This is a genomic window from Micrococcus sp. MS-ASIII-49 (genome assembly GCF_000946635.1).
In the GTDB taxonomy this organism is placed as follows: domain Bacteria; phylum Actinomycetota; class Actinomycetes; order Actinomycetales; family Micrococcaceae; genus Micrococcus; species Micrococcus luteus.
Map to the genome: position 1 here is coordinate 1 of NZ_JXSP01000002.1, position 19,006 is coordinate 19,006.

Below are 19,006 nucleotides of genomic sequence, written 5' to 3' on the forward strand. Positions count from 1 at the left end.
CGGGACGGCGCGGGTGTGGCGGGTGCCCGCCTCCCGGCTGGGCTGGGCGCCCGTGGCCACCGTGCCGGACCTCGAGGCGTGGTGGGGCGGCTGGGGTTGAGCGGGCGGGTGCCCGCGGGGCGGGGCTGGCACAATCGCGGACAGGACGGAACACGGGAGGACCGATGAGCGAGCTGGACGAACTGGCCTTCGCGGCGCTCTCCGCGTTCCTGGCCTGGTGGTTCGGGAAGACGGGCATCGACTGGATCCGTCGCGAGGACGGCTGAGGAGAGAGGACGCAGACGTGCACGAGGACGAGGGACGACGCCGGCACTACGGGCACTTCTACGGGCTCGAGGACCTGCCCGAGGGCGACCTGCTGCTGGTGTGGGGCAACTGCCAGGGCGAGTCGTACCGGCGGCTGCTCGGCGGGGAGCCCGGCACACCGCTGCACGGGGCGGACCTGGTGAGCGTCCGCGTGCCGCCCGCCTTCGAGGCCCAGCCGGACGAGGTCGAGCACCTGGAGCGGCTGCTGCCGCGCGTGAAGGCCCTCGTCACCCAGCCGATCCCGCACGACTACCGGGGCATGCCCATCGGCACGGACCAGCTCGTGGCCCGGCTGCCGAAGGACGCCGCCGTGGTGCGGATCCCCGTGGTGTACGACGTCTCGCGCTTCCCCTGGCAGGTCACCCTCCGCAACTGGAAGTTCGCGCCCGGGGCGGCCGAGCGGCCGGGGGAGGACCCGCCCGTCGTGCCGTACCACGACCTGCGCGTGCTGGCCGAGGCGGCGACGGGCCGTCGTCGGGAGGTGGCGCCGGCGGCGATCCGCGAGGCCGCGGCCGCGTCCGTGCAGGCGCTGCGGGCGCGGGAGGAGGCGAAGGGGACGCTGTCCATGGCGGACCTCGTGGCGGCGGAGCGGGGCGTCGGCTTCTACACCGTGAACCACCCGACCAACACACTGCTGACCCGCGTGGCCGAGCGCGTGGCCGGGCACCTGCCGGGCGACGTCGCCGTCCAGCCCGTGCCCGCCTCCCGCGTGCTCCTCGGCGGGGTGCGCGCGCCCCTCGAGGCGGTCGTGGTGGAGGCCCTCGACCTCGACGCCGAGCCGACCGAGGACTGGACCGTGGCCGGACAGACCGTCCCGGCCGAGCAGCTGCGACAGACCCACCTGGACTGGTACGCGCAGAACCCGCAGGCCGTGGAGGTCGGGATGCGCAAGTACGCCGACCAGCTGCGGCTGCTGGGCCTTACGGGCTAGCGCCGGCCCCGGCCACCAGTGGAGGATGGGCGGCACGTCCCGTCTGCCGCGGAGCACGTCTGCGGGGGCGGTCGTACCGTTTCCTTGACCCCGTCACCCCACGGAGGACCACGTGACCGAGCAGTACGACATCCTGATCGTCGGCGGCGGCAACGCCGGCGTGTCCTTGGCCGCCGCACTGCGGCGGAAGCGGCAGGGTCGGGTCGCCATCGCCGAAGGCCACCAGCTGCACCGCTACCGGCCGATGCTGAACTACGCGGCGGGCGGGCAGGCGGACATGGCCCGGTTCGAACGGCCGATGCGGGCCGTCATCCCGGACGGGGTCGAATGGATCCCGGACCACGTCGTGGCCGTGGACGCCGAGGAACGGACCGCGGTGACGAGCACCGGGCTGACCGTGGGCTTCCGCCACCTCGTGCTCTGCCCGGGGCTGACCCCGTGGTGGGGTGCGATCGACGGGCTGCGTGAGGCCTACGCCGCCGGATGGGCGGCGAGTGCGCACGTGCCCGAGCACGTGGACGCCGCCCGGGCGCTGCTGTCGCGTGTGGCCGCGGGGGACCGTGTGGTGGCGAATGTGCCGGCTGAGCCCTCCTCGTGCGGCGGCACCGTGCTCAAGGCGCTGTTCCTGGCCTGCGCGGCGTGGGAGCGCACGGGGATCCTGCCGGACGTGGACGTCCGCCTGGTGACCCCCTACGGCCGGATCCTGGACCGGCAGACCATCGACCCCGCTCTGGCTGAGGCCGTGGCGAGGTACGGCATCCATGTGCACGCCGGCGCAGAGGTGAACGCCGTGGACCACGAGGCCCGCGAGGTGGTGCTCAACACCGGTGAGCGGATCACCGACGTCGCGGCCGCGTACATCACGCCCGTGGTGCGGGCCCCGGAGTTCATCGCCGAGGCGGGCCTGGCGGACGACGGCGAGGCCGGCCTGGCGGCCGCGGATCCCGCGACCCTGCGGCATCCCGTGCACCCGCACGTGTGGGCGCTGGGCGACGCCGCCGCCCTGGGCACACGGCCCTCCGGCGGAGCCCTGCGCCGGCAGGTCAAGATCCTGACCCAGAACATCCAGGCCGCGGACGCGGGGAAGCCGCTCCAGAAGTACGACGGCTACACCGTGATCCCCGTGATGGTCAGCCGGGACGAGCTGGTCCTGGACGAGCACGTCCGCGACGGCTCCGAGGACCGGTCGATCCCCGGCGTGGACCTGACGAAGCCGCGGAAGAGCACGGCGGCCTTCGACCGCTTCGGCCAGCCCCGGATCTACTGGCACCGACTGCTCAAGGGGAAGGTCTGAGCCCAGCGTTCTCGCTGCCGCGACCCGTGCGGCGGACGTGCTGTCCCTCGCGGGGCGCGCCCGCCCGATCCGGATGACGGCGCCGGCCCGCCGAGCGTTTTCGTTCGGGAAACGGCGGCGTGTCGCACCGCTGTCGTTCGGGAAACGGCGCCCTCCCGACGACGCCGCCCTCAGTCGTCGCGGCCCCGCACCGGGCGCTCCTCGAGCGTGGTCTGCACGACCCTCCCGCGCTCCCAGCTGTTCGCGCCCGGCACCACGTCCGGGACCGGGATGTCCGCGCGGTTGCGTCGCTGGGCCGCGGTGTCCACGCCCACGCGCTCGTCGCGGGCGCGCAGGAGGGCCTCGTCCACCTGGCCGTCGCCGGTGAGGCCCATCATCAGCTGGGGGATGCCGTACGGGAAGTCGTCCCGGTCGTACTGCCAGGTGTGGAACGTCTTCCCGTAGGTGTGGATGAGGTCTTCGAAGTAACTGTGCTCGGCCAGCTCGGGCACCCCGGGGGCCGTGAGGGCGCCGGAGCTCACCTCGTAGTGGTGGCTGTGCCACAGGCGCCGCTCCTCGTCGGGGAGGCTGCGGAACCGCTCCTCGCTGATGATGTACTCGATGCCGATCAGCCGTGCGTCCGGCGCGTTGCGGTCGAAGATCACGCACTGGTGCAGGTCGTGGCGCAGGTGGATGCAGAAGTGGCTGGCTTCGACCTGCCGGCCGAGGTCGTCGGCGTAGAAGTGCAGTCCGTTGAGATAGGTGCTCATCGCGCCCATGGGGTACTTCGGCTGGACCAGGCCGGATGCCGCGTCCAGGAGTCGGTGCTTGAGCGGGTGGCCCTTCCCGACGGCGGCCATGAGGGCGATCTTGCGGGCTGCGGTGACAGCGGCCGCGGTGCCCAGTCCGGCGGCGAACCCGAGGGCGGTGGAGGACAGGCGATGGGTGCTCATGGCCCCACGCTAGGAGTGCGGGGCGGACTCGGCCAGGGTGGTGGGGCTGCCGGGTCTGCCGGGGCTGCCGGGGCTGCTCAGGAGGCGGGGACGGCAGATCGTCTGCGCATCTGACCCTTCTGAGTGGGCGCGTGGTCGCCAGAAGGGCCAGAGATGCAGAAGATTCCGGGCGGCCGGCGGGCACGACGTCGGTCCATACGACACACGACAATGCGCAAAATGCATTTGCGCTAATCGTCTATCGACTAAGGCTCACCCCTCTTGTGCTATTCGTGGACCGGAGTAATCTCGATTCCATCAGCACCGCCCCGGCCCGGGGCGGGCCCGAACCGGGAGGATCACGCCATGACCACCGCCGTCCGCACCTGCGCCGCCAGTGCCTGCGCCTTCAACGCCGAGACGTCCTGCAACGCCCTGGCCATCACCGTCGCCGGCTCCGACCGCACGCCCGGCTGCGGCACCTTCGTCCAGCTCGACGTCCGCCGCCCGGTGACCGAGGGCGCCTCGACCGTCGGTGCGTGCCACCGCCTCGAGTGCACGTACAACGCCGACCTCGCCTGCACCGCCGAGGGCATCGAGGTCACGGACGTGGCCACCTGCGCCACCTACACGATCGACTGACGCCGCCCCTCAGGGGTGGGCGACCCGCGCCGGGATCGCGTCCAGCAGTCGACGCCAGGCGTGCCGGGGGCTGTGATCGAGCCGGCCTGCGCCGGGCAGGGCCACATGCACCGCCGTGCTCTCGCCGTCGCGGACGCGGAGCAGGGTCACCCCGGCTTCGTCCGCGTCGAGGGCGTGGGCGGGGGACTCGGGCAGGGGCCCGGCGTCGACCTGCAACGGGGTGCTCTCGCCCGGCAGCAGGCCCAGGGCGACGGCGTCGGCCAGGTCCGCGAGCACCTCGGGGGCGGTGCCCAGCACGTCGTCCGCCAGGTCTGCGAGCTCGGCCTGGTCGACGAGCCCCCGCGACGTGAGCGGCAGGGTGTGGCGGCAGAACACGGCGACGCCGTCGACGTCGTGCAGCAGGATCCGCTGGGTCTCGACGACGCCCACGCGCACCCGTGGGCCGACGTCGGCCACGAGGTCCGCGACGCGGCCGCGCAGCCCCAGCTCCGCGACCTCGGCCGAGTCCCGGCACCAGCGCAGGGTGCCGAGCAGATGCACGGACGCCAGGCGGGTGGGGAGCGTGAGGTCCAGGGCGTCGCGCAGGACGTCCACGCGCACGTCCAGCGGCGCGGGCGTGTGGAACGCGCCGAGCGAACCGAGGAGGTTGGGGACGTGGGCGACCACGAGGCGGCCGTCCGCGCTCACGCCGTGGACGGCCGTGGTGAGCGTCTCGCCGGCGCGGAAGGCCGTGACCTCGACGGAGCCCTCGCCTCGGAGGAGCCGCTGGGCCAGCAGCAGACGACGGGGCGCCACGGGCGGCAGCGGGTGGGCGGGGTGCGTGGAGGCGTGGGCCATGGGGGTCCTTCCGGCGGGGGTCCGAGAACCAGTAAGGCACACCTCAGTGAGATACGCAAGGCGAGTGTTGTGTATTTGTCGCGTGGGGGCGGTGGGGGCGTGTGGTGCTGGGCTACGGTGACGGGACTCACATGCCGTCGTCGAGGGAGCCAGCCGATCATGACCTTCCGCCCCACCCGCTGCCGACTCGCGACGGGGTCAAGTCCCTGGAAGTGGTGTAGCCGTCTTCGAGGTTGTAGGGGGCTTGTACCTGTCAGGTCTGCAGGGTCGGCATCACCTCCGTGCTCATCACGGTCTCTTGCTCCGTGGTCAGGGGCTCACGGCACCGGGCGAGCAGTTCCAGGCCGAGATACCGGCGGCCTTCGGCCCACTCATCGGTCTGCTCGGCCAACACAGCCCCGACCAGACGCACCACGGCATCCCGGTTCGGGAAGATCCCCACCGAGTCCGTGCGGCGCCGGATCTCCCGGTTCAGCCGCTCGGCAGGGTTGTTCGACCAGATCTGGGACCACACGTCCCTCGGGAACGAGGTGAACGCGAGGATGTCCTCTCGTGCTGCATCGAGGTGCCCAGCCACCGCGGGCAACCTGTCCTGCACGTAGTCCAACAGGCGCTCGAACTGGGCCTGCACGGCCGGCCCGTCGGGCTGGTCGTACACGCTGTGCAGCATGGCCTTCACCGCCGGCCACATGCTCTTCGGGGTCACGGCCATCAGATTCGCCGCGTAATGGGTGCGGCAGCGTTGCCACACGGCCCCGGGCAGGTTCGCCGCCACGGCTTCCACGAGGCCGCGATGGGAGTCCGAGGTCACCAGTGCCACCCCGGCCAGCCCCCGGGCCACCAGGTCCGCGAAGAACTCGTTCCACGCCGCACCCGTCTCCGTGGTGGCCACCCTCAGCCCGAGGACTTCGCGGCGCCCGTCGGCGTTGACCCCGGTGGCGACCATGGCCACCGCGTTGATCACCCGCCCGCCCTCTCTGACTTTCATGGTCAGGGCGTCGGCGGCGAGGAACACGAACGGGCCGGCCTCGCCCAGCGGCCGGTGACGGAAAGCCTCGATGTGCTCGTCCAACTCCTGTGCCATCCGGCTGACCTGGGACTTCGAGAGCGAGTCGATGCCCAGCTGCCGTACGAGCTTGTCCATGCGCCGGGTCGAGACCCCGGCCAGGTAGCAGTCCGCGACCACGGTGATCAGTGCGGACTCGGCCCGTTTGCGGCGCTCGAGCAGCCATTCGGGGAAGTACGTGCCGGCCCGGAGTTTGGGGATGGCCACATCGATCGTGCCGGCGCGGGTGTCCAGGGGTCGGTGGCGGTAGCCGTTGCGCTGCGCTGTCCGGTGTTCGGAGGGCTTGCCGTACTCGGCCCCGCAGACCGCGTCAGCGTCGGCGGAGAGCAGTGCGTTGATCACGGTCTGCAGCAGGTGGCGCAGCAGGTCTGGGGAGGCCTCCCCGAGAGCTTCGCGCAGCAGGCGTTCAGGGTCGACAATGTGTGGAGCGGTCATCGTGGTGATGTCCTTTCGAGAGTGCTGTGGAAGGTTCGCTCGAAGGCTCCCACGGTGACCGCGTCCGTCTCGAAGATGGTCGTGGCCACCGGGGAGGGTTACACCACTATCCGGGACTCAACTCGCGACGGCGGCCTTCGGCGTCGTCCTGACGCTCACCCTCACCTCCTGCGGCACGGCGCAGGATGCGGGCAGCTCATCGGAACCCGCCACCGCCACCGTCGTCGACTCCGCACTCACCCGCATCAAGGAGGTCGGCACGTTGCGCGTCTGCTCCACCGGTGACTATCCGCCCTTCACCGAGCAGACCGAGAGCGGCGACTGGAAGGGCATCGATGTGGACATGGCCCGCGACCTGGCCGAGACCATGGGCGTGGAGCCGGAGTTCGTGAAGACCAGCTGGAAGACGCTCATGGACGACTACACGTCGGGGGCGTGCGACGTCGCCGTCGGGGGCATCTCCCTGAACCCGGAACGCGCCGAGCAGGTGTACTTCACCGTGCCCACGCAGGAGGACGGCAAGACGCCGATCACCCGCTGCGAGGACGTCGAGAAGTACGACACCGTGGCGGAGATCAATCAGCCGGGTGTGCGGTCGATCTTCCCGGAGGGCGGCACCAACGAGAAGTTCGCGCGGGAGCACTACCCGCAGGGCGAGCTGCTGACGCACGACAACCTCACGGTGTTCGACGCTCTCGCGGCCGGCGAGGCGGACGTGATGACCACGGACCGCTCCGAGGTGCTCTACATCGACCACGAGTACCCCGAGCTGTGCGCCGCGAACCCGGACGAGCCCTTCGACTACTTCCAGAAGGGGTACATGCTCCCGCAGGGCGACGAGGTGTTCAAGCACTACGTGGACCAGTGGCTGGCCATCGCGCTCAAGGACGGGACGTACGAAGGATTCGCGGAGCCGTGGGTCGGGGACGTCGAGCTGAGCCTGGAGGACTGAGCCGCAAGGGCGATCCCGTCCCCGCTGGGGCGCCGCCCTTGTAGACGTCCGCGGTGGTGACGCGCTTCAGGTCTTCGAGTGCAGGAGTCGTCAGCCGGTGACCTCGAGCTCGAGGCCGAGCACCTCCATGACGGAGAGCACTGACTTCAGGGTGCTCTTGCCGGTGCCGCGCTCGATCTGGCGGACGGTCGCATCCGAGACTCCCGCCAGGTCTGCGAGCTGCTGCTGGGTCAGCAGGAGCTCTTTACGCATGGCGCGGACGCGATCGCTGATCTTCATCAGCGCCGCGGCGGAGGAGACTGCGCGTGTGGTGGCCACAGCCCCAGCGTGGCAGATGAGCAGCTGAAATCCGAAGGATTCTTCGGAATCGGTGACGTTCGACTGCTGCGGTGACGAGTCGACATGGGAAACCGAAGAAGACTTCGGATTTGAGCCTCCGGGGTCGGTCGAAGAGGTGCCGGCCTCCTCATCCGAAGAATTCTTCGGAACCCGGCTCACAGGCATCAGGCGTGCGACTTTTCAGTGCCAGAATGAGGCCGACTGCCACACCGCCGTGCTCCGAAAGGCTCCGCCACCATGCCCTCTCCCCAGAACCTCTCGAACTTCGTGTGGGGGATCGGGGATCAGCTCCGGGGCGTGTTCAAGCCGAATCAGTACGGCACGCTCGTCCTTCCGCTCACCATCCTGCTCCGCATGGAGGCGGTCATGGCCCCGCACCGGCTCGTTCTCGCGGGATCCCTCGTAGTGATCGAACAGGCTTGGCGGGATGGTCTCGACGGCGGCGAGCACTGACTCGACATCGTCCGGGGTGGGGTGCGAGAAATCACGAGATGACCCCCTTCGCAGGGCTGTGAGCAGCACCCCTCCAGCCGCGGGCTGTGAAGTGCGGCTGTGGCAGGTGAAGTGGCCGTTCACCCTTCCGATGCGGAAACGCGACACGAGCATTCCTGCTCGACTCTCACATGTCCTCGGTGTGTCGCTCAATGGGTGCGTTGCTGTGCACAATATGCAGTTGAGGGCCTTCTCACCCTTCCTCGACAGACTCTCACTGGCACCCATTTCAGCCGCAAGAGCGCTTGGTTCGAGGCTCGCACATCAGTCACGGAGAGTTTTCTTATGCGCGCTCAGCGACTCCTCTTCTTCCTGCCCCTCCTGCTCGTGGCCACCGGCTGTTCCGGTCAGGAGGGACCGGGGCCGTCTAGCTCCCAATCCTCATCGTCCTCGTCTTCTTCGGCGGTGCCGCCGACGCCCGCCGCCTCGGAGAGCCCCATGCAGCTGACGGCCACCGAGACGTGCGAACAGCTGGCAGGCAACCGCGGTGGTCTGGCGTTAGACGTCCTGGACTTCAGCGTGGACTTCTACATGGAGGACCTCGTCATGAGCGATAGGGATCCTCGCGTGGCGGGGTTGGTGGAGCAGGGCGATCAGCTGCGCGCGGTCGCCCATCCCAAGTATCACGACACCTTGGACCGTCTGATGGCCGAGCCTGAGGAGATCCAGCGCATTGTGAAGTCGGGCGGTGGCAGGTACACGATGCCAATGCAGGACATCGTGCAGTCTGTGACCGGTGCAGCCACCGACTGCTACCAGCCCGGTGAGGAACTCAACAGGTTCGTTGAGAACATGACGCCCATCATTAACCGCATCCCGGAGTATGCGGCGCTGGAGGTGGACGGCGCGTCCGGGGGCGCATCCTCCACGCCGGCTGCATCGTCGACCTCGACCCCTACTGCGGGGTCTGCTCCTGCATCGGAGCCCACGCCGACCCCTGAGCCCACGCCGACGCTCGCGGAGGAGACGGAAGCGGCAGCCGAGCATGAGGCCGGGGATGTGCCGATGGAGTACCAGTCGGCGCTTCGCAAGGCGTACAGCTACGAAGAGAACATGGACATGTCCAAGATGGGCATCTATGGCCAGCTGGTCTCCGAGTACGGTGAGCAGTTCTCACCAGAAGCGGCGCAGTACGCGATCGACAACATGACGGACGTGGACTGGAATGCCAATGCGCTGGCCAAAGCGAAGAGCTATCAGGAGATGATGGACATGTCGCCGTCTGCGATCTACGACCAACTGGTCTCGGAGTACGGCGAGGAGTTCACGCCCGACCAGGCGCAGTACGCGATCGACAACCTGTCCCAGTGACGCCCGGCCATGCCCGGCGCGTTGAATGAACGCGTCGGCAACGGTGTCGCCAGGTGGTCCACCCGCCGCCCGCATATTCTGGTCCTCCGCAGCCCGCGGAGGACCAGAATATGCGGGGCTGTGTTCCGCCTGACGCAGGGCCGGGGTGATCTCTAGCAGCGGCGCCAGGTCTTAGCGTCCCGAGCGCCATATCTTCGCCATCTTCTCCGCCGCCGCGGGGTCCACCGAGGCCCCCAGAAGCTGTCCATGCGGGGTCGGGGCAAGTCGCCGTTCGCGGTGGAACAGCTCAGAGTGGTTGATGTCCTGCACGCCGCGGTTCCACAGGTGCAGTTTGGACTCGTAGGTGAAGCTGCCCCTCATGGATGCCAGCCGCTGGGGGTCGGTGACCCAGGCGTACTTGGACGAGTCGTTGAGCTGGTGATCGACAGCGCGTGTGACGGCGGCGGCGACCCAGTCGGCGAACTGCACGTTGGAGCTCAGCGAACTGTCCACGTGCATGGGCGGTTCCACGATGCACCGCATCTCCGGAAAGTCGCCGGCTCGGCTGAAGATGTGGGCATACATCGATGCAACGCGTTCGACTCGCGTCTTCTCATTGATTTGATCGATGATCACCATGAGGTTATGTCCGTGATGGTGGGCATGGCGGGCCAGACGGTTCAGAGTCTCTCGCATGGCGTCGGCTTCGCGTTTCTCGACGTCGAGGCCGATCTGCTTGGGCGTCCCACGCTGCTTCTCGTCGGCGTAGTAGAACAGCTTGCCGCCGTGGTCGACGACGACGGACCGCACGAGCGCATCGAACACGCGGAGCTGCTGCGGAAAGCGCGCGGGGGTATCCGGCCGGAACAGATTGGCCCCCTTGAACTCCCACCGTCCGGGGTGTTTCGCTCGGTCGATCTCCGAGGCGAACAGCTGACGCTTCAGCGCGGTGAACTTCGCCCCAAAGCCTCGTGCGGCAGACTCCGGCATGACGAATCCGGCATAACCGAAGGCTGGGCTTGTCCGGAAGCGAGGATGGTCCGGGCCGACGTAGGCGCCCGGCTCGCCGATCTCGTCGATGTACGCCAGCAGCATCTGACCATTGTGCAGGGCACAGCGGACACTGCAGACAAGCGCAGAGGCCCACGCAAGCGTGGGCCTCTCGAATTGGTGCTCGGGGCACTGTCTCAGCCCTAGCTACCACACGCGAGCGTACTCGCGCGCGCAGAGCATAGGCAAGTGTGGTTGTGTATGATCCGTCGCCCTGTCGGGTCGCTGCGGGGTCGGAATGGGTCCCGTCCAGCGGCCCGCCCCCACCATTCGAAGGACCCCATGACCACCCCCGCCACGCGCGGCGCTGCCTCGGCGCCCCACCGCTCTCCCCAGAACCTCTCGAACTTCGTGTGGGGGATCGCGGATCAGCTCCGGGGCGTGTTCAAGCCGAATCAGTACGGCACGCTCGTCCTTCCGCTCACCATCCTGCGCCGCATGGAGGCGGTCATGGCCCCGCACCGGGAGTTCTTCGCGGAGCTGGCGGCCAAGGGGCATCCGGACTTCGTCCTGGACAACCTGGTGCAGTCCCGTACGGGCCTGACGTTCTACAACCTCAGCCCCTTCACCCTGGACCGCATCCTGCAGGAGCCGGACCTGCTCCGCACCAACCTGCTGGCCTACGTGGACGGGTTCTCCCAGAACGTGGCGGACCTGTTCACCTATTACGAGTTCGACAAGACGGTCGCCAAGCTGGACGAGCACGACCGCCTCTTCCTGGTCCTGCAGCAGTTCGCCTCCATCGATCTCTCCCCGGACGCCGTCTCCAACGCGGAGATGGGCACCCTCTTCGAGGACCTGATCCGCCGCTTCGCCGCCGCCTCCAACGAGACCGCCGGTGAGCACTTCACCCCGCGCGACGCGGTGAAGCTCCTGGTGGATCTGCTCACCGCCAACGACGACGACGTCCTCACCGGCTACCCGGTCCGCACCGTCTATGACCCCACGGCCGGCACCGGCGGCATGCTGTCCTTGTTGGACGAGCGTCTGCGCCGCATGAACCCGAACGCGGAGGTCCGCCTGTTCGGGCAGGAGCTCAACGATCAGTCCTATGCGATCTGCAAGTCCGAGCTGCTGGGCAAGGGCCAGGACGCGGACGGCATCGCCCGCGGGGACACCCTGAAGAACGACGCCCACCTGACCGAGCGCTTCGACTACGTCCTCTCCAACCCGCCCTACGGCGGCGACTGGAAGGCCTCCCGCACCGCGGTGGAGAAGGAGATCGCCGTCGGCGGCGCCACGAACCGCTTCCCGGGCGGCACCCCCGCCATCAGCGACGGCCAGATGCTGTTCCTCCAGCTCGTGGCCTCGAAGCTCCGCCCGGTCTCGGAGGGCGGTGGTCGGGCCGGCATCGTCCTCAACGGCTCCCCGCTGTTCACGGGTGGGGCGGGCTCGGGCCCGTCCGAGATCCGCCGCTGGCTGCTGGAGTCGGACCTGGTGGACGCGATCGTCGCGCTGCCCACGGACATGTTCTACAACACCGGCATCGCCACCTATGTGTGGGTGTTGGACAACAACAAGCCGGCAGACCGCCGCGGCAAGGTGCAGCTGATCGACGCCCGCACGTTCTTCACCAAGCTGCGCCGCAACGTGGGCTCGAAGAACAAGGAGCTGTCCAAGGCGGACCGCCAGCGCGTGCTGGACATCTATCGGGACTTCGACGCCCAGTCCGAGGACAACGCCGAGTTCTCCAAGGTCCTCACTGCGCAGGACTTCGGCTACCGGGAGATCACCGTGGAGCGCCCGCTGCAGCTGCGCTTCGAGGTGGAGGACGCCACCATCGCGGCGGCGCTCGCCACCAAGCCGGTGGACAAGCTTCCCGACGACGGCCGGTCAGCTCTCGAGACCGCCCTCGCCTCCCTGCGTGGCCGGGTCTGGGACCACCAGCCCACCTTCGTGCTGGAGCTGAAGAAGGCGTTGAAGGAGCACGGCGTGACCGCCGGTGCCCCGCTGGTGAAGGCCCTGACCGGGGCGATCGGCGTGCACAGCCCCGGGGCAGAGGTGGTGACGAACAAGAAGGGCGAGCCGGAGCCGGACACCTCGCTGCGCGACACCGAACTCGTGCCCTTTGGCCGGGACATTCATGAGTACTTCGAGGCCGAGGTGGCCCCGCACGTGCCCGGTGCCTGGATCGACGAGTCCAAGACGAAGATCGGCTACGAGATCCCCTTCACCCGCTTGTTCTACAAGTATGTGCCGCCGCGCCCGCTCGAGGAGATCGACGCCGAGCTCAAACAGCTCTCGGCCGAGATCATCGAGCTGTTGAAGGAGGTCGAGCGGTGATCTTGGATTCGCTGGAGCTGCCTTCAACATGGCGCCGCTCGCCGGTTTCAGCGCATTTTCGCCGCGTGAGCCGGAAAGGCTTCGATGACAAACCGTTGTTGTCCGTCTATCGCGAGCACGGAGTTGTCCCGCGAGGATTCACGGGTGACAACTGGAACCTCATGCCGACGGACCTCACCGCGTATCAGCTGGTCGAGCCCGGGGACCTTGCGGTCAACAAGATGAAGGCTTGGCAGGGGTCCTTGGGGCTCTCTCAGCTAGAGGGAGTCGTCAGTCCGGCCTACTTCATCTACACGCCCGTCAGCCTGAGTTTCGACGAGCGGTACCTGAACTATCTAATTCGCTCGCGGCTCCTGGCAGCAGAGTTCGCGCGTTTGTCGGATGGTGTCCGTCCGCAGCAGTGGGATCTCGATCCGAAGGCCTTCGAACGAGTCCCATTGCCAGAACCACCGATGAAGGAACAGCGACGCATCGCGGACTACCTCGACCGCGAGACCGCCACGATCGACACCCTGATTGACAAGCAGATAGCTCACGTCGGTCTCTTGCGTGAGAGGCGACTTGCCGCCCAGAACTGGGCTGTCATGGGTCTGGACCTCGACTCTGAACTGATTGACGGTGAGCAGGTTCCCGTCGGGTGGACTAGCGCACCAATCAAGCGAGTTCTCGAATCGCTGGACTCACGCCGCGTGCCCTTGAACGCCGACGAGCGCGGTGCTCGCCAGGGATCTTTTCCGTACTACGGGGCTTCCGGGGTTATCGACAGCGTTGACGACTATCTGTTTGATGAGGATCTGGTGCTAGTTGGCGAAGACGGCGCGAATCTGCTCAACCGGTCAACACCTCTCGCCTTCGTTGCGTATGGGCGGTACTGGGTCAACAACCATGCCCACGTCTTGCGTCCGAAGTTCGGCCCAGCTGAGTTCTGGGCGGCCAGAATCGAAGCCCTTGATGTGAGTCCTGTCGTGTCTGGTTCGGCACAGCCGAAGCTCACCGCAGATGCGCTCATGGCGTTGCGTATCTCATGGCCTGAAAAACCGGATGACATGACTCGAATCGCCGAGGCAATCAACCGCGAGACCGCCAAGATCGACGCCCTCATCGCGAAGGCGGAGCGGTTCATCGAGCTCGCCCAGGAACGCCGCGCGGCGCTGATCACCGCCGCCGTCACCGGCCAGATCGAGATCCCCACGGAGGACTGACCGCCATGGCCATCCACAACGAGTCCGAGCTCGAGGTCTACATCTGCAGGTACCTCGAGCAGCACGGCTGGCTCTACTCGGAGAATGACAAGGGCTACGACCGCAAGAACGCGATCTTCCCTGAGGACGTCCACGCCTGGCTGGCTGAGAACCAGCCGGAGGACTACGGACGCCTCGTGAAGGCCGATGCCCCGGCCTCTGCCCAGCAGGCACAGCGGGACCAGATCACCACCCGCCTGGTCGACGTGCTGAACAAGCCGCAGGACACCGGCGTCGGCGGCACCCTCAACGTGCTCCGCAAGGGCTTCAAGGTTGGCACCTCCGCCACCCTGCGCATGGCCGAGCCGCGGCCGGCCACCTCGCTGAACCCGGCCGCCGTCGCCTCCTACGAGCGCATGCGGCTGCGCGTGATGCGCCAGGTGCACTTCAACCCGGCCACCAACCAGTCCGTGGACCTGGTGCTCTTCGTCAACGGCCTGCCCGTGGCGACGATCGAGCTGAAGACCGACTCCACCCAGTCCATCGGCCACGCGAAGAAGCAGTACCGCGAGCGAAACCCCAAGGCCACACCGCTGTTCCGGTTCGGCACCCGCGCCGTGGTCCACTTCGCCGTCTCCAACCGCGAGGTCTGGATGACCACCAAGCTGGCCGAGAAGGACACCTTCTTCCTGCCCTTCAACCAAGGCGACGACGGCCACGCCGGCAACCCGCTCAACCCGAACGGCGGTTCCTCCACCTCCTATCTGTGGGAACGGATTCTCCAGCGGGACACCTGGCTCGAGATCCTCCAGAAGTTCGTCTTCCTCAAGAAGGAGACCGTGGAGGACGAGTACGGCCGCTCGCGCCGGGAGTCCACGCTGATCTTCCCGCGCTTCCACCAGTGGGAGGCCGTCACCACGATGCTCGCCGCCGTCCGTGAGGAGGGCGCCGGCACGTCCTACCTGATCGAGCACTCCGCGGGCTCCGGCAAGACCAACACCATCGCCTGGACCGCCCACCGCCTGCTCTCCACCTACGGGGCGGACGAGCAGCGGGTGTTCGACTCGGTCATCGTGGTCACCGACCGCACCGTGCTGGACGATCAGCTCCAGGAGGCCGTCCGGCAGATCGAGCGGACCTCCGGCACCGTGGTGGCCGTGGACCGCAAGAACCTCGGGGGAGAGGTCACCAGCAAGTCCGCCCTGGTGAAGCAGACGCTGTTGCAAGGCAACCGGATCATTGTGGTGACGCTGCAGACCTTCCCCGCCGTGCTCGAGCTCCTCAAGGGTGACTCGACGCTCGCCGGCCGCACCTACGCGGTGATCGCGGACGAGGCGCACTCCTCCCAGACCGGCTCCGCCGCCGCCAAGCTCAAGCGCGTCCTCACCCCGGACGAGCAGGCCGACCTCGAAGACGGCGGAGAGGCGGACACCGAGTCCATCCTCGCCGCCGAGGTCGCCGCCACCGGACGCCCGGAGAACATCAGCTTCTTCGCCTTCACCGCCACCCCGAAGGACAAGACCCTGCAGATGTTCGGCCGCCCCTCCGGCGAGTACGACGAGAAGGGCCAGGAGATCCCGGCCTCCTTCCACCGCTACACCATGCAGCAGGCCATCGAGGAGGAGTTCATCCTCGACGTGCTGAAGAACTTCACCAACTACGACACCGCCTTCAAGCTGGCCCTGGCCGGACAGCAGGGCGAGTTCCGTCCGGAAGGCGACCGGGCCGCCGTCGGGAAGCCGACCACCGAAGTGGACCAGACCGAGGCGAGCAAGAAGCTCATGCGGTGGGTCAAGCTGCACCCGACGAACATCGCGCAGAAGGTGAAGATCATCGTGGAGCACTTCCGCGCCAACGTGGCCGGGCTGCTCGACGGGCAGGCCAAGGCCATGGTGGTCACTGACTCCCGCGCCGCCGCCGTCCGGTACAAGCGCCAGATGGACCAGTACATCCAGGACATGGGGTACACGGACGTGGGCACCCTGGTGGCCTTCTCCGGCGAGATCACCGACGACGAGTTCGGACTCGAGAAGGTCACCGAGCGGTCCATGAACCCGTCCGTGACCGGCGACCTGGCGAAGGCGTTCGACGGGGACGGCTACCAGGTGATGATCGTGGCCAACAAGTACCAGACCGGCTTCGACCAGCCGAAGCTCTGTGCCCTGTACGTGGACAAGAAGCTCTCTGGCGTGCTCGCCGTGCAGACGCTGTCCCGGCTGAACCGTGCGGCGCCAGGCAAGGACACCACCTACGTGCTGGACTTCGTGAACTCCGAAGACGACATCCAGGCCGCCTTCGAGCCGTACTACGCCGGCGCGAAGCTGGAGACGGTGACGGACCCGAACCTGATCCATGACCTGGGGACGAAGCTCGACGCCGCGGGCGTGTACGACTGGGACGAGGTCGACGCGTTCGCTGACGTGTGGGTGGCATGGAAGCCGGGGAGCGGGCAGGAGGGCCTGCAGGCCGCGCTGGAGCCCGTGGCATACCGGTTCCGCAAGGAGCTGGCGCATGCGCGGATGAACCAGGACGAGACGCGCGTGAACGAGCTCGTGCTGGTGCGCAAGGACATGCGGTCCTTCGTCAGCCTCTACGACTTCCTCTCCCAGATCTATGAGTTCGGGGACACCGAGCACTACAAGCGAGCGCTGTTCCTGCGGCACCTGGTGCAGCTCGTGGGCGATCAGCCCGGCGGTGAGGAGCTGATCGACCTGAGCGATGTGCAGCTGGTGAGCATCCGGCAGAAGAAGACGTCCTCGGGGGATATCGCGTTGACCGGTGGGGTCGCGCTGAAGGGGACGACCGCTGTGGGAGGCGGGCAGGTGCGTGAGAAGCAACGCGGGCCGTTGGAGGAAGTGATCGAGAAGATCAACGAGATCTTCGCCGGCGAAGGCGTGGATGCGTCCCCGTCCCAGCAGGAGGCGTGGGTGAGTGCCCTCGTGGCGCCGCTCATGGAGGACGAGAAGCTGCTGGGGCAGGCCGGAGCGAACTCGCTGGAGCAGTTCCTGGCGAGTCCGAACTTGGAACGGTCAGCGATGGGCGCCGTGTACGCGAACGAGGACGCCTTCGTGAAGATGACGGACATCGTGGGCAGGGGCGGGGACCCGTCCAAGATGATCGTCGCTGCGATCGGGGAGTACTTGTACTGGAAGGTGCGGAGTGGTGGTGCTGCCAGCGGCGAGCCGGGGCCGGTCGACGTCGCGCACGGACCCTCCGACGTTTTCGCTGACGAGACACGCGCGGCTGGAAGCGTTTTTGCTGACGGCTCGGCGGACAGAACAGCATCGACCGTCCGAAAGGGGCAGTGACATGGCGCATCCCAAGACCCTGCAGGTCTTCCTGATGGACGGCTCTCCGACCGGGCGACTGAAGTGCACCCTCGACAACTGGACGGGCCTCGTCTACGTGGTGCCGCGGACCAGTCTCAACGCCGACGGGCATCCCGCGGCCTTCGAGAGCACTGGCGTGTACCTGCTGCTGGGGGAGGATTCCGACTCCGGCGACGACGTCGTCTATGTCGGGCAGGCAGTGGGACGAGTCAACGGGAACGGCATGGTGGGCAGGATCCGCGAGCACGTCCGGAACGAGGCCCACAACTTCTGGAACAGGGCGATTCTCCTCTCCACGCTCGGTGACACCTTCGGCCCCACGGAGGTGACCTACCTCGAGCACTACTTTCACCAGGCCGCTGTCTACGCCAATCGCTTCACGGTGGACAACGCGGTTGCACCCTCGCAGGGCAACGTCACGGAGGAGAAGCGGGCCGAACTGCACGAGTACGCGGAAAGGGCCCAGCTCGTCATCAGCGCGCTCGGTCACCGCGTGTTCGACGAGGTCGACGACCAGCGGAAGCCCCGTTCGGCACCGCACGTCGACCAGCAGATGGAGGACACCGTCTACGCGATGTCGGTCAATGATGGCAAAGCGAGCGGGCGGCCAACGTCCGAAGGGTTCGTGGTCTTCGCCGGCAGCCGCGTGGCCAGTGGTCTCCGCGACAGCGCACCCCCGGGTGTGCGTGCCAACCGTGAGAAGCATCAAGAGCTGCTGACCTCGGACGGTGTGCTCACCGCCGACGTCCTGTTCAGCAGTTCGTCGGCCGCCGCCAGCTTCGTTGCCGGCGGGAGTATGAGCGGTCCTGCGTCCTGGAAGGGATCAGACGGGCGGAGCCTGGGAGCGCATGAGGCCGGGGCGTCTGTCGAGGACCGTGATCCGATTGAGGGCCACGACCTGGATCGAGGCGCTCCTGCGTTCCTGGCTGGCGGAGTGGATGACGTATGACCTGGCTTGACGGTCTCGTTACTCAGATCCCTGCCATCATCTCGGCTGTGGCCGCTGTAGCAGCTGCATACGCGTCGGGCCGTTCCGCTCGCCTGGCCGGACGGCAGATCACGAACCAGCAGACGCAGTTTGAGGCGTCTATGCAGCCATATGTGTGGGTGGATATCCGACCCAGAGACGAGGATGGCCAGATATTGGTCCTCGTCGTTGGCAATTCTGGTCCGACTGTCGCAACCAACGTGCGGGTGACTGTCGACGAGGACGTGCCCCATGCCCCGAGGAACAATGATCGCCTTCAAACGGCGCTCGACCGCTTCAACTCCGGCCATGCGTCCTTACCTCCTGGACGGAGCCACTCCTGGGGTCTGGGCACGGCGATCGAGATCCTCAACGATCCTGATGCGGATCGTCAGGTGACGGTCACCATCCAGGCGGACGGACCTCATGGGGCAGTGGAGCCGCTGACGTACCGGATCGATCTCAACGACTGGCGCGAGACCTCCGTTCAGGCTCAAGGCAGCATGTTTCGGGTGGAGAAGGCGCTCCAGTCGATGGAAAAGGCCCTGGTCAAGGCGCTCCGCAAGTGACCTCCCGGCCCGAGAGAGGGATCTCACACCCGTTACTGTCATGGCATCACCCATACGTTCCGCACCCCCAGCCAGCACAGACGGGACGTGCCCCGATGACAGTCACCTCGCCCCCTGGGGGGGCGGCCCGGC

At 67.6% G+C, this 19,006-nt stretch carries 16 protein-coding genes; 11 read left to right on the forward strand and 5 right to left on the reverse strand.

From position 1 onward, the window contains the following. Positions 1-283 precede the first annotated feature (283 nt). Both SJ20_RS00115 and SJ20_RS00120 read left to right on the forward strand, forming a co-directional pair. The gene (locus tag SJ20_RS00115) at positions 284-1,237 is read left to right on the forward strand and encodes a WcbI family polysaccharide biosynthesis putative acetyltransferase (protein WP_044658515.1); all 954 of its coding nucleotides are present in this window, start codon (positions 284-286) and stop codon (positions 1,235-1,237) included. Positions 1,238-1,349: 112 nt separating this feature from the next. Beyond that, complete coding sequence (locus tag SJ20_RS00120) at positions 1,350-2,531, forward strand: NAD(P)/FAD-dependent oxidoreductase (protein ID WP_044658516.1); 1,182 nt, start codon at positions 1,350-1,352, stop codon at positions 2,529-2,531. Positions 2,532-2,701: 170 nt separating this feature from the next. Here the strand turns inward: SJ20_RS00120 and SJ20_RS00125 are convergent, their stop codons facing one another. After that, the gene (locus SJ20_RS00125; RefSeq protein ID WP_044658517.1) at positions 2,702-3,463 is read right to left on the reverse strand and encodes an OBAP family protein; all 762 of its coding nucleotides are present in this window, start codon (positions 3,461-3,463) and stop codon (positions 2,702-2,704) included. Positions 3,464-3,808: 345 nt separating this feature from the next. Here SJ20_RS00125 and SJ20_RS00130 point away from each other — a divergent pair, with 345 nt between their 5' ends. After that, the gene (locus SJ20_RS00130; RefSeq protein ID WP_020624892.1) at positions 3,809-4,084 is read left to right on the forward strand and encodes a DUF1540 domain-containing protein; all 276 of its coding nucleotides are present in this window, start codon (positions 3,809-3,811) and stop codon (positions 4,082-4,084) included. Positions 4,085-4,093: 9 nt separating this feature from the next. Here the strand turns inward: SJ20_RS00130 and SJ20_RS00135 are convergent, their stop codons facing one another. Both SJ20_RS00135 and SJ20_RS00140 read right to left on the reverse strand, forming a co-directional pair. Then, the gene (locus SJ20_RS00135; RefSeq protein WP_044658518.1) at positions 4,094-4,921 is read right to left on the reverse strand and encodes a PilZ domain-containing protein; all 828 of its coding nucleotides are present in this window, start codon (positions 4,919-4,921) and stop codon (positions 4,094-4,096) included. A 253-nt stretch (positions 4,922-5,174) separates the two neighbouring features. After that, positions 5,175-6,422, reverse strand: coding sequence for an IS256 family transposase (locus SJ20_RS00140; RefSeq protein ID WP_011117090.1), 1,248 nt, complete (start codon positions 6,420-6,422; stop codon positions 5,175-5,177). A 262-nt stretch (positions 6,423-6,684) separates the two neighbouring features. Between SJ20_RS00140 and SJ20_RS00145 the strand changes: the two genes are divergently transcribed. Continuing rightward, complete coding sequence (locus SJ20_RS00145) at positions 6,685-7,374, forward strand: transporter substrate-binding domain-containing protein (RefSeq protein WP_235281195.1); 690 nt, start codon at positions 6,685-6,687, stop codon at positions 7,372-7,374. Positions 7,375-7,464: 90 nt separating this feature from the next. Here the strand turns inward: SJ20_RS00145 and SJ20_RS00150 are convergent, their stop codons facing one another. Beyond that, a complete protein-coding gene (locus tag SJ20_RS00150; RefSeq protein WP_223247472.1) occupies positions 7,465-7,692 on the reverse strand; it encodes a helix-turn-helix domain-containing protein in 228 nt (75 codons plus the stop codon). A gap of 258 nt (positions 7,693-7,950) precedes the next feature. Here SJ20_RS00150 and SJ20_RS00155 point away from each other — a divergent pair, with 258 nt between their 5' ends. Together SJ20_RS00155 and SJ20_RS00160 are read left to right on the forward strand one after the other, a co-directional pair. Next, a complete protein-coding gene (locus tag SJ20_RS00155; protein WP_044658520.1) occupies positions 7,951-8,166 on the forward strand; it encodes a type I restriction-modification system subunit M N-terminal domain-containing protein in 216 nt (71 codons plus the stop codon). A gap of 477 nt (positions 8,167-8,643) precedes the next feature. Then, positions 8,644-9,516 carry an Ltp family lipoprotein gene (locus SJ20_RS00160; protein ID WP_235281196.1) on the forward strand — a complete coding sequence of 291 codons (873 nt, stop codon included), beginning with the start codon at positions 8,644-8,646 and terminating at the stop codon, positions 9,514-9,516. A gap of 171 nt (positions 9,517-9,687) precedes the next feature. Here SJ20_RS00160 and SJ20_RS00165 read toward each other — a convergent pair whose 3' ends face one another. Then, positions 9,688-10,590 carry a DUF3800 domain-containing protein gene (locus tag SJ20_RS00165; RefSeq protein WP_044658521.1) on the reverse strand — a complete coding sequence of 301 codons (903 nt, stop codon included), beginning with the start codon at positions 10,588-10,590 and terminating at the stop codon, positions 9,688-9,690. 237 nt (positions 10,591-10,827) lie between these two features. Between SJ20_RS00165 and SJ20_RS00170 the strand changes: the two genes are divergently transcribed. The 5 genes from SJ20_RS00170 to SJ20_RS00195 are packed head-to-tail and all read left to right on the forward strand — an operon-like array spanning position 10,828 to position 18,874. Next, entirely contained in the window at positions 10,828-12,828 is a 2,001-nt protein-coding gene (locus tag SJ20_RS00170; RefSeq protein WP_044658522.1) for a class I SAM-dependent DNA methyltransferase, read from the forward strand. Beyond that, positions 12,825-14,030, forward strand: coding sequence for a restriction endonuclease subunit S (locus tag SJ20_RS11550; protein ID WP_131661412.1), 1,206 nt, complete (start codon positions 12,825-12,827; stop codon positions 14,028-14,030). Before SJ20_RS00170 ends, SJ20_RS11550 begins: the two co-directional genes overlap by 4 nt. Before the next feature lie 5 nt (positions 14,031-14,035). Then, complete coding sequence (locus SJ20_RS00185; protein WP_044658523.1) at positions 14,036-17,317, forward strand: type I restriction endonuclease subunit R; 3,282 nt, start codon at positions 14,036-14,038, stop codon at positions 17,315-17,317. Position 17,318: 1 nt separating this feature from the next. Continuing rightward, entirely contained in the window at positions 17,319-18,287 is a 969-nt protein-coding gene (locus SJ20_RS00190; protein WP_052833418.1) for a GIY-YIG nuclease family protein, read from the forward strand. Further along, positions 18,284-18,874 (forward strand): hypothetical protein, encoded by a 591-nt coding sequence (locus SJ20_RS00195; RefSeq protein WP_044658524.1) that lies wholly within the window; start codon positions 18,284-18,286, stop codon positions 18,872-18,874. The genes SJ20_RS00190 and SJ20_RS00195 overlap by 4 nt, the downstream gene beginning before the upstream one ends. The last annotated feature ends 132 nt before the right edge of the window (positions 18,875-19,006 follow it).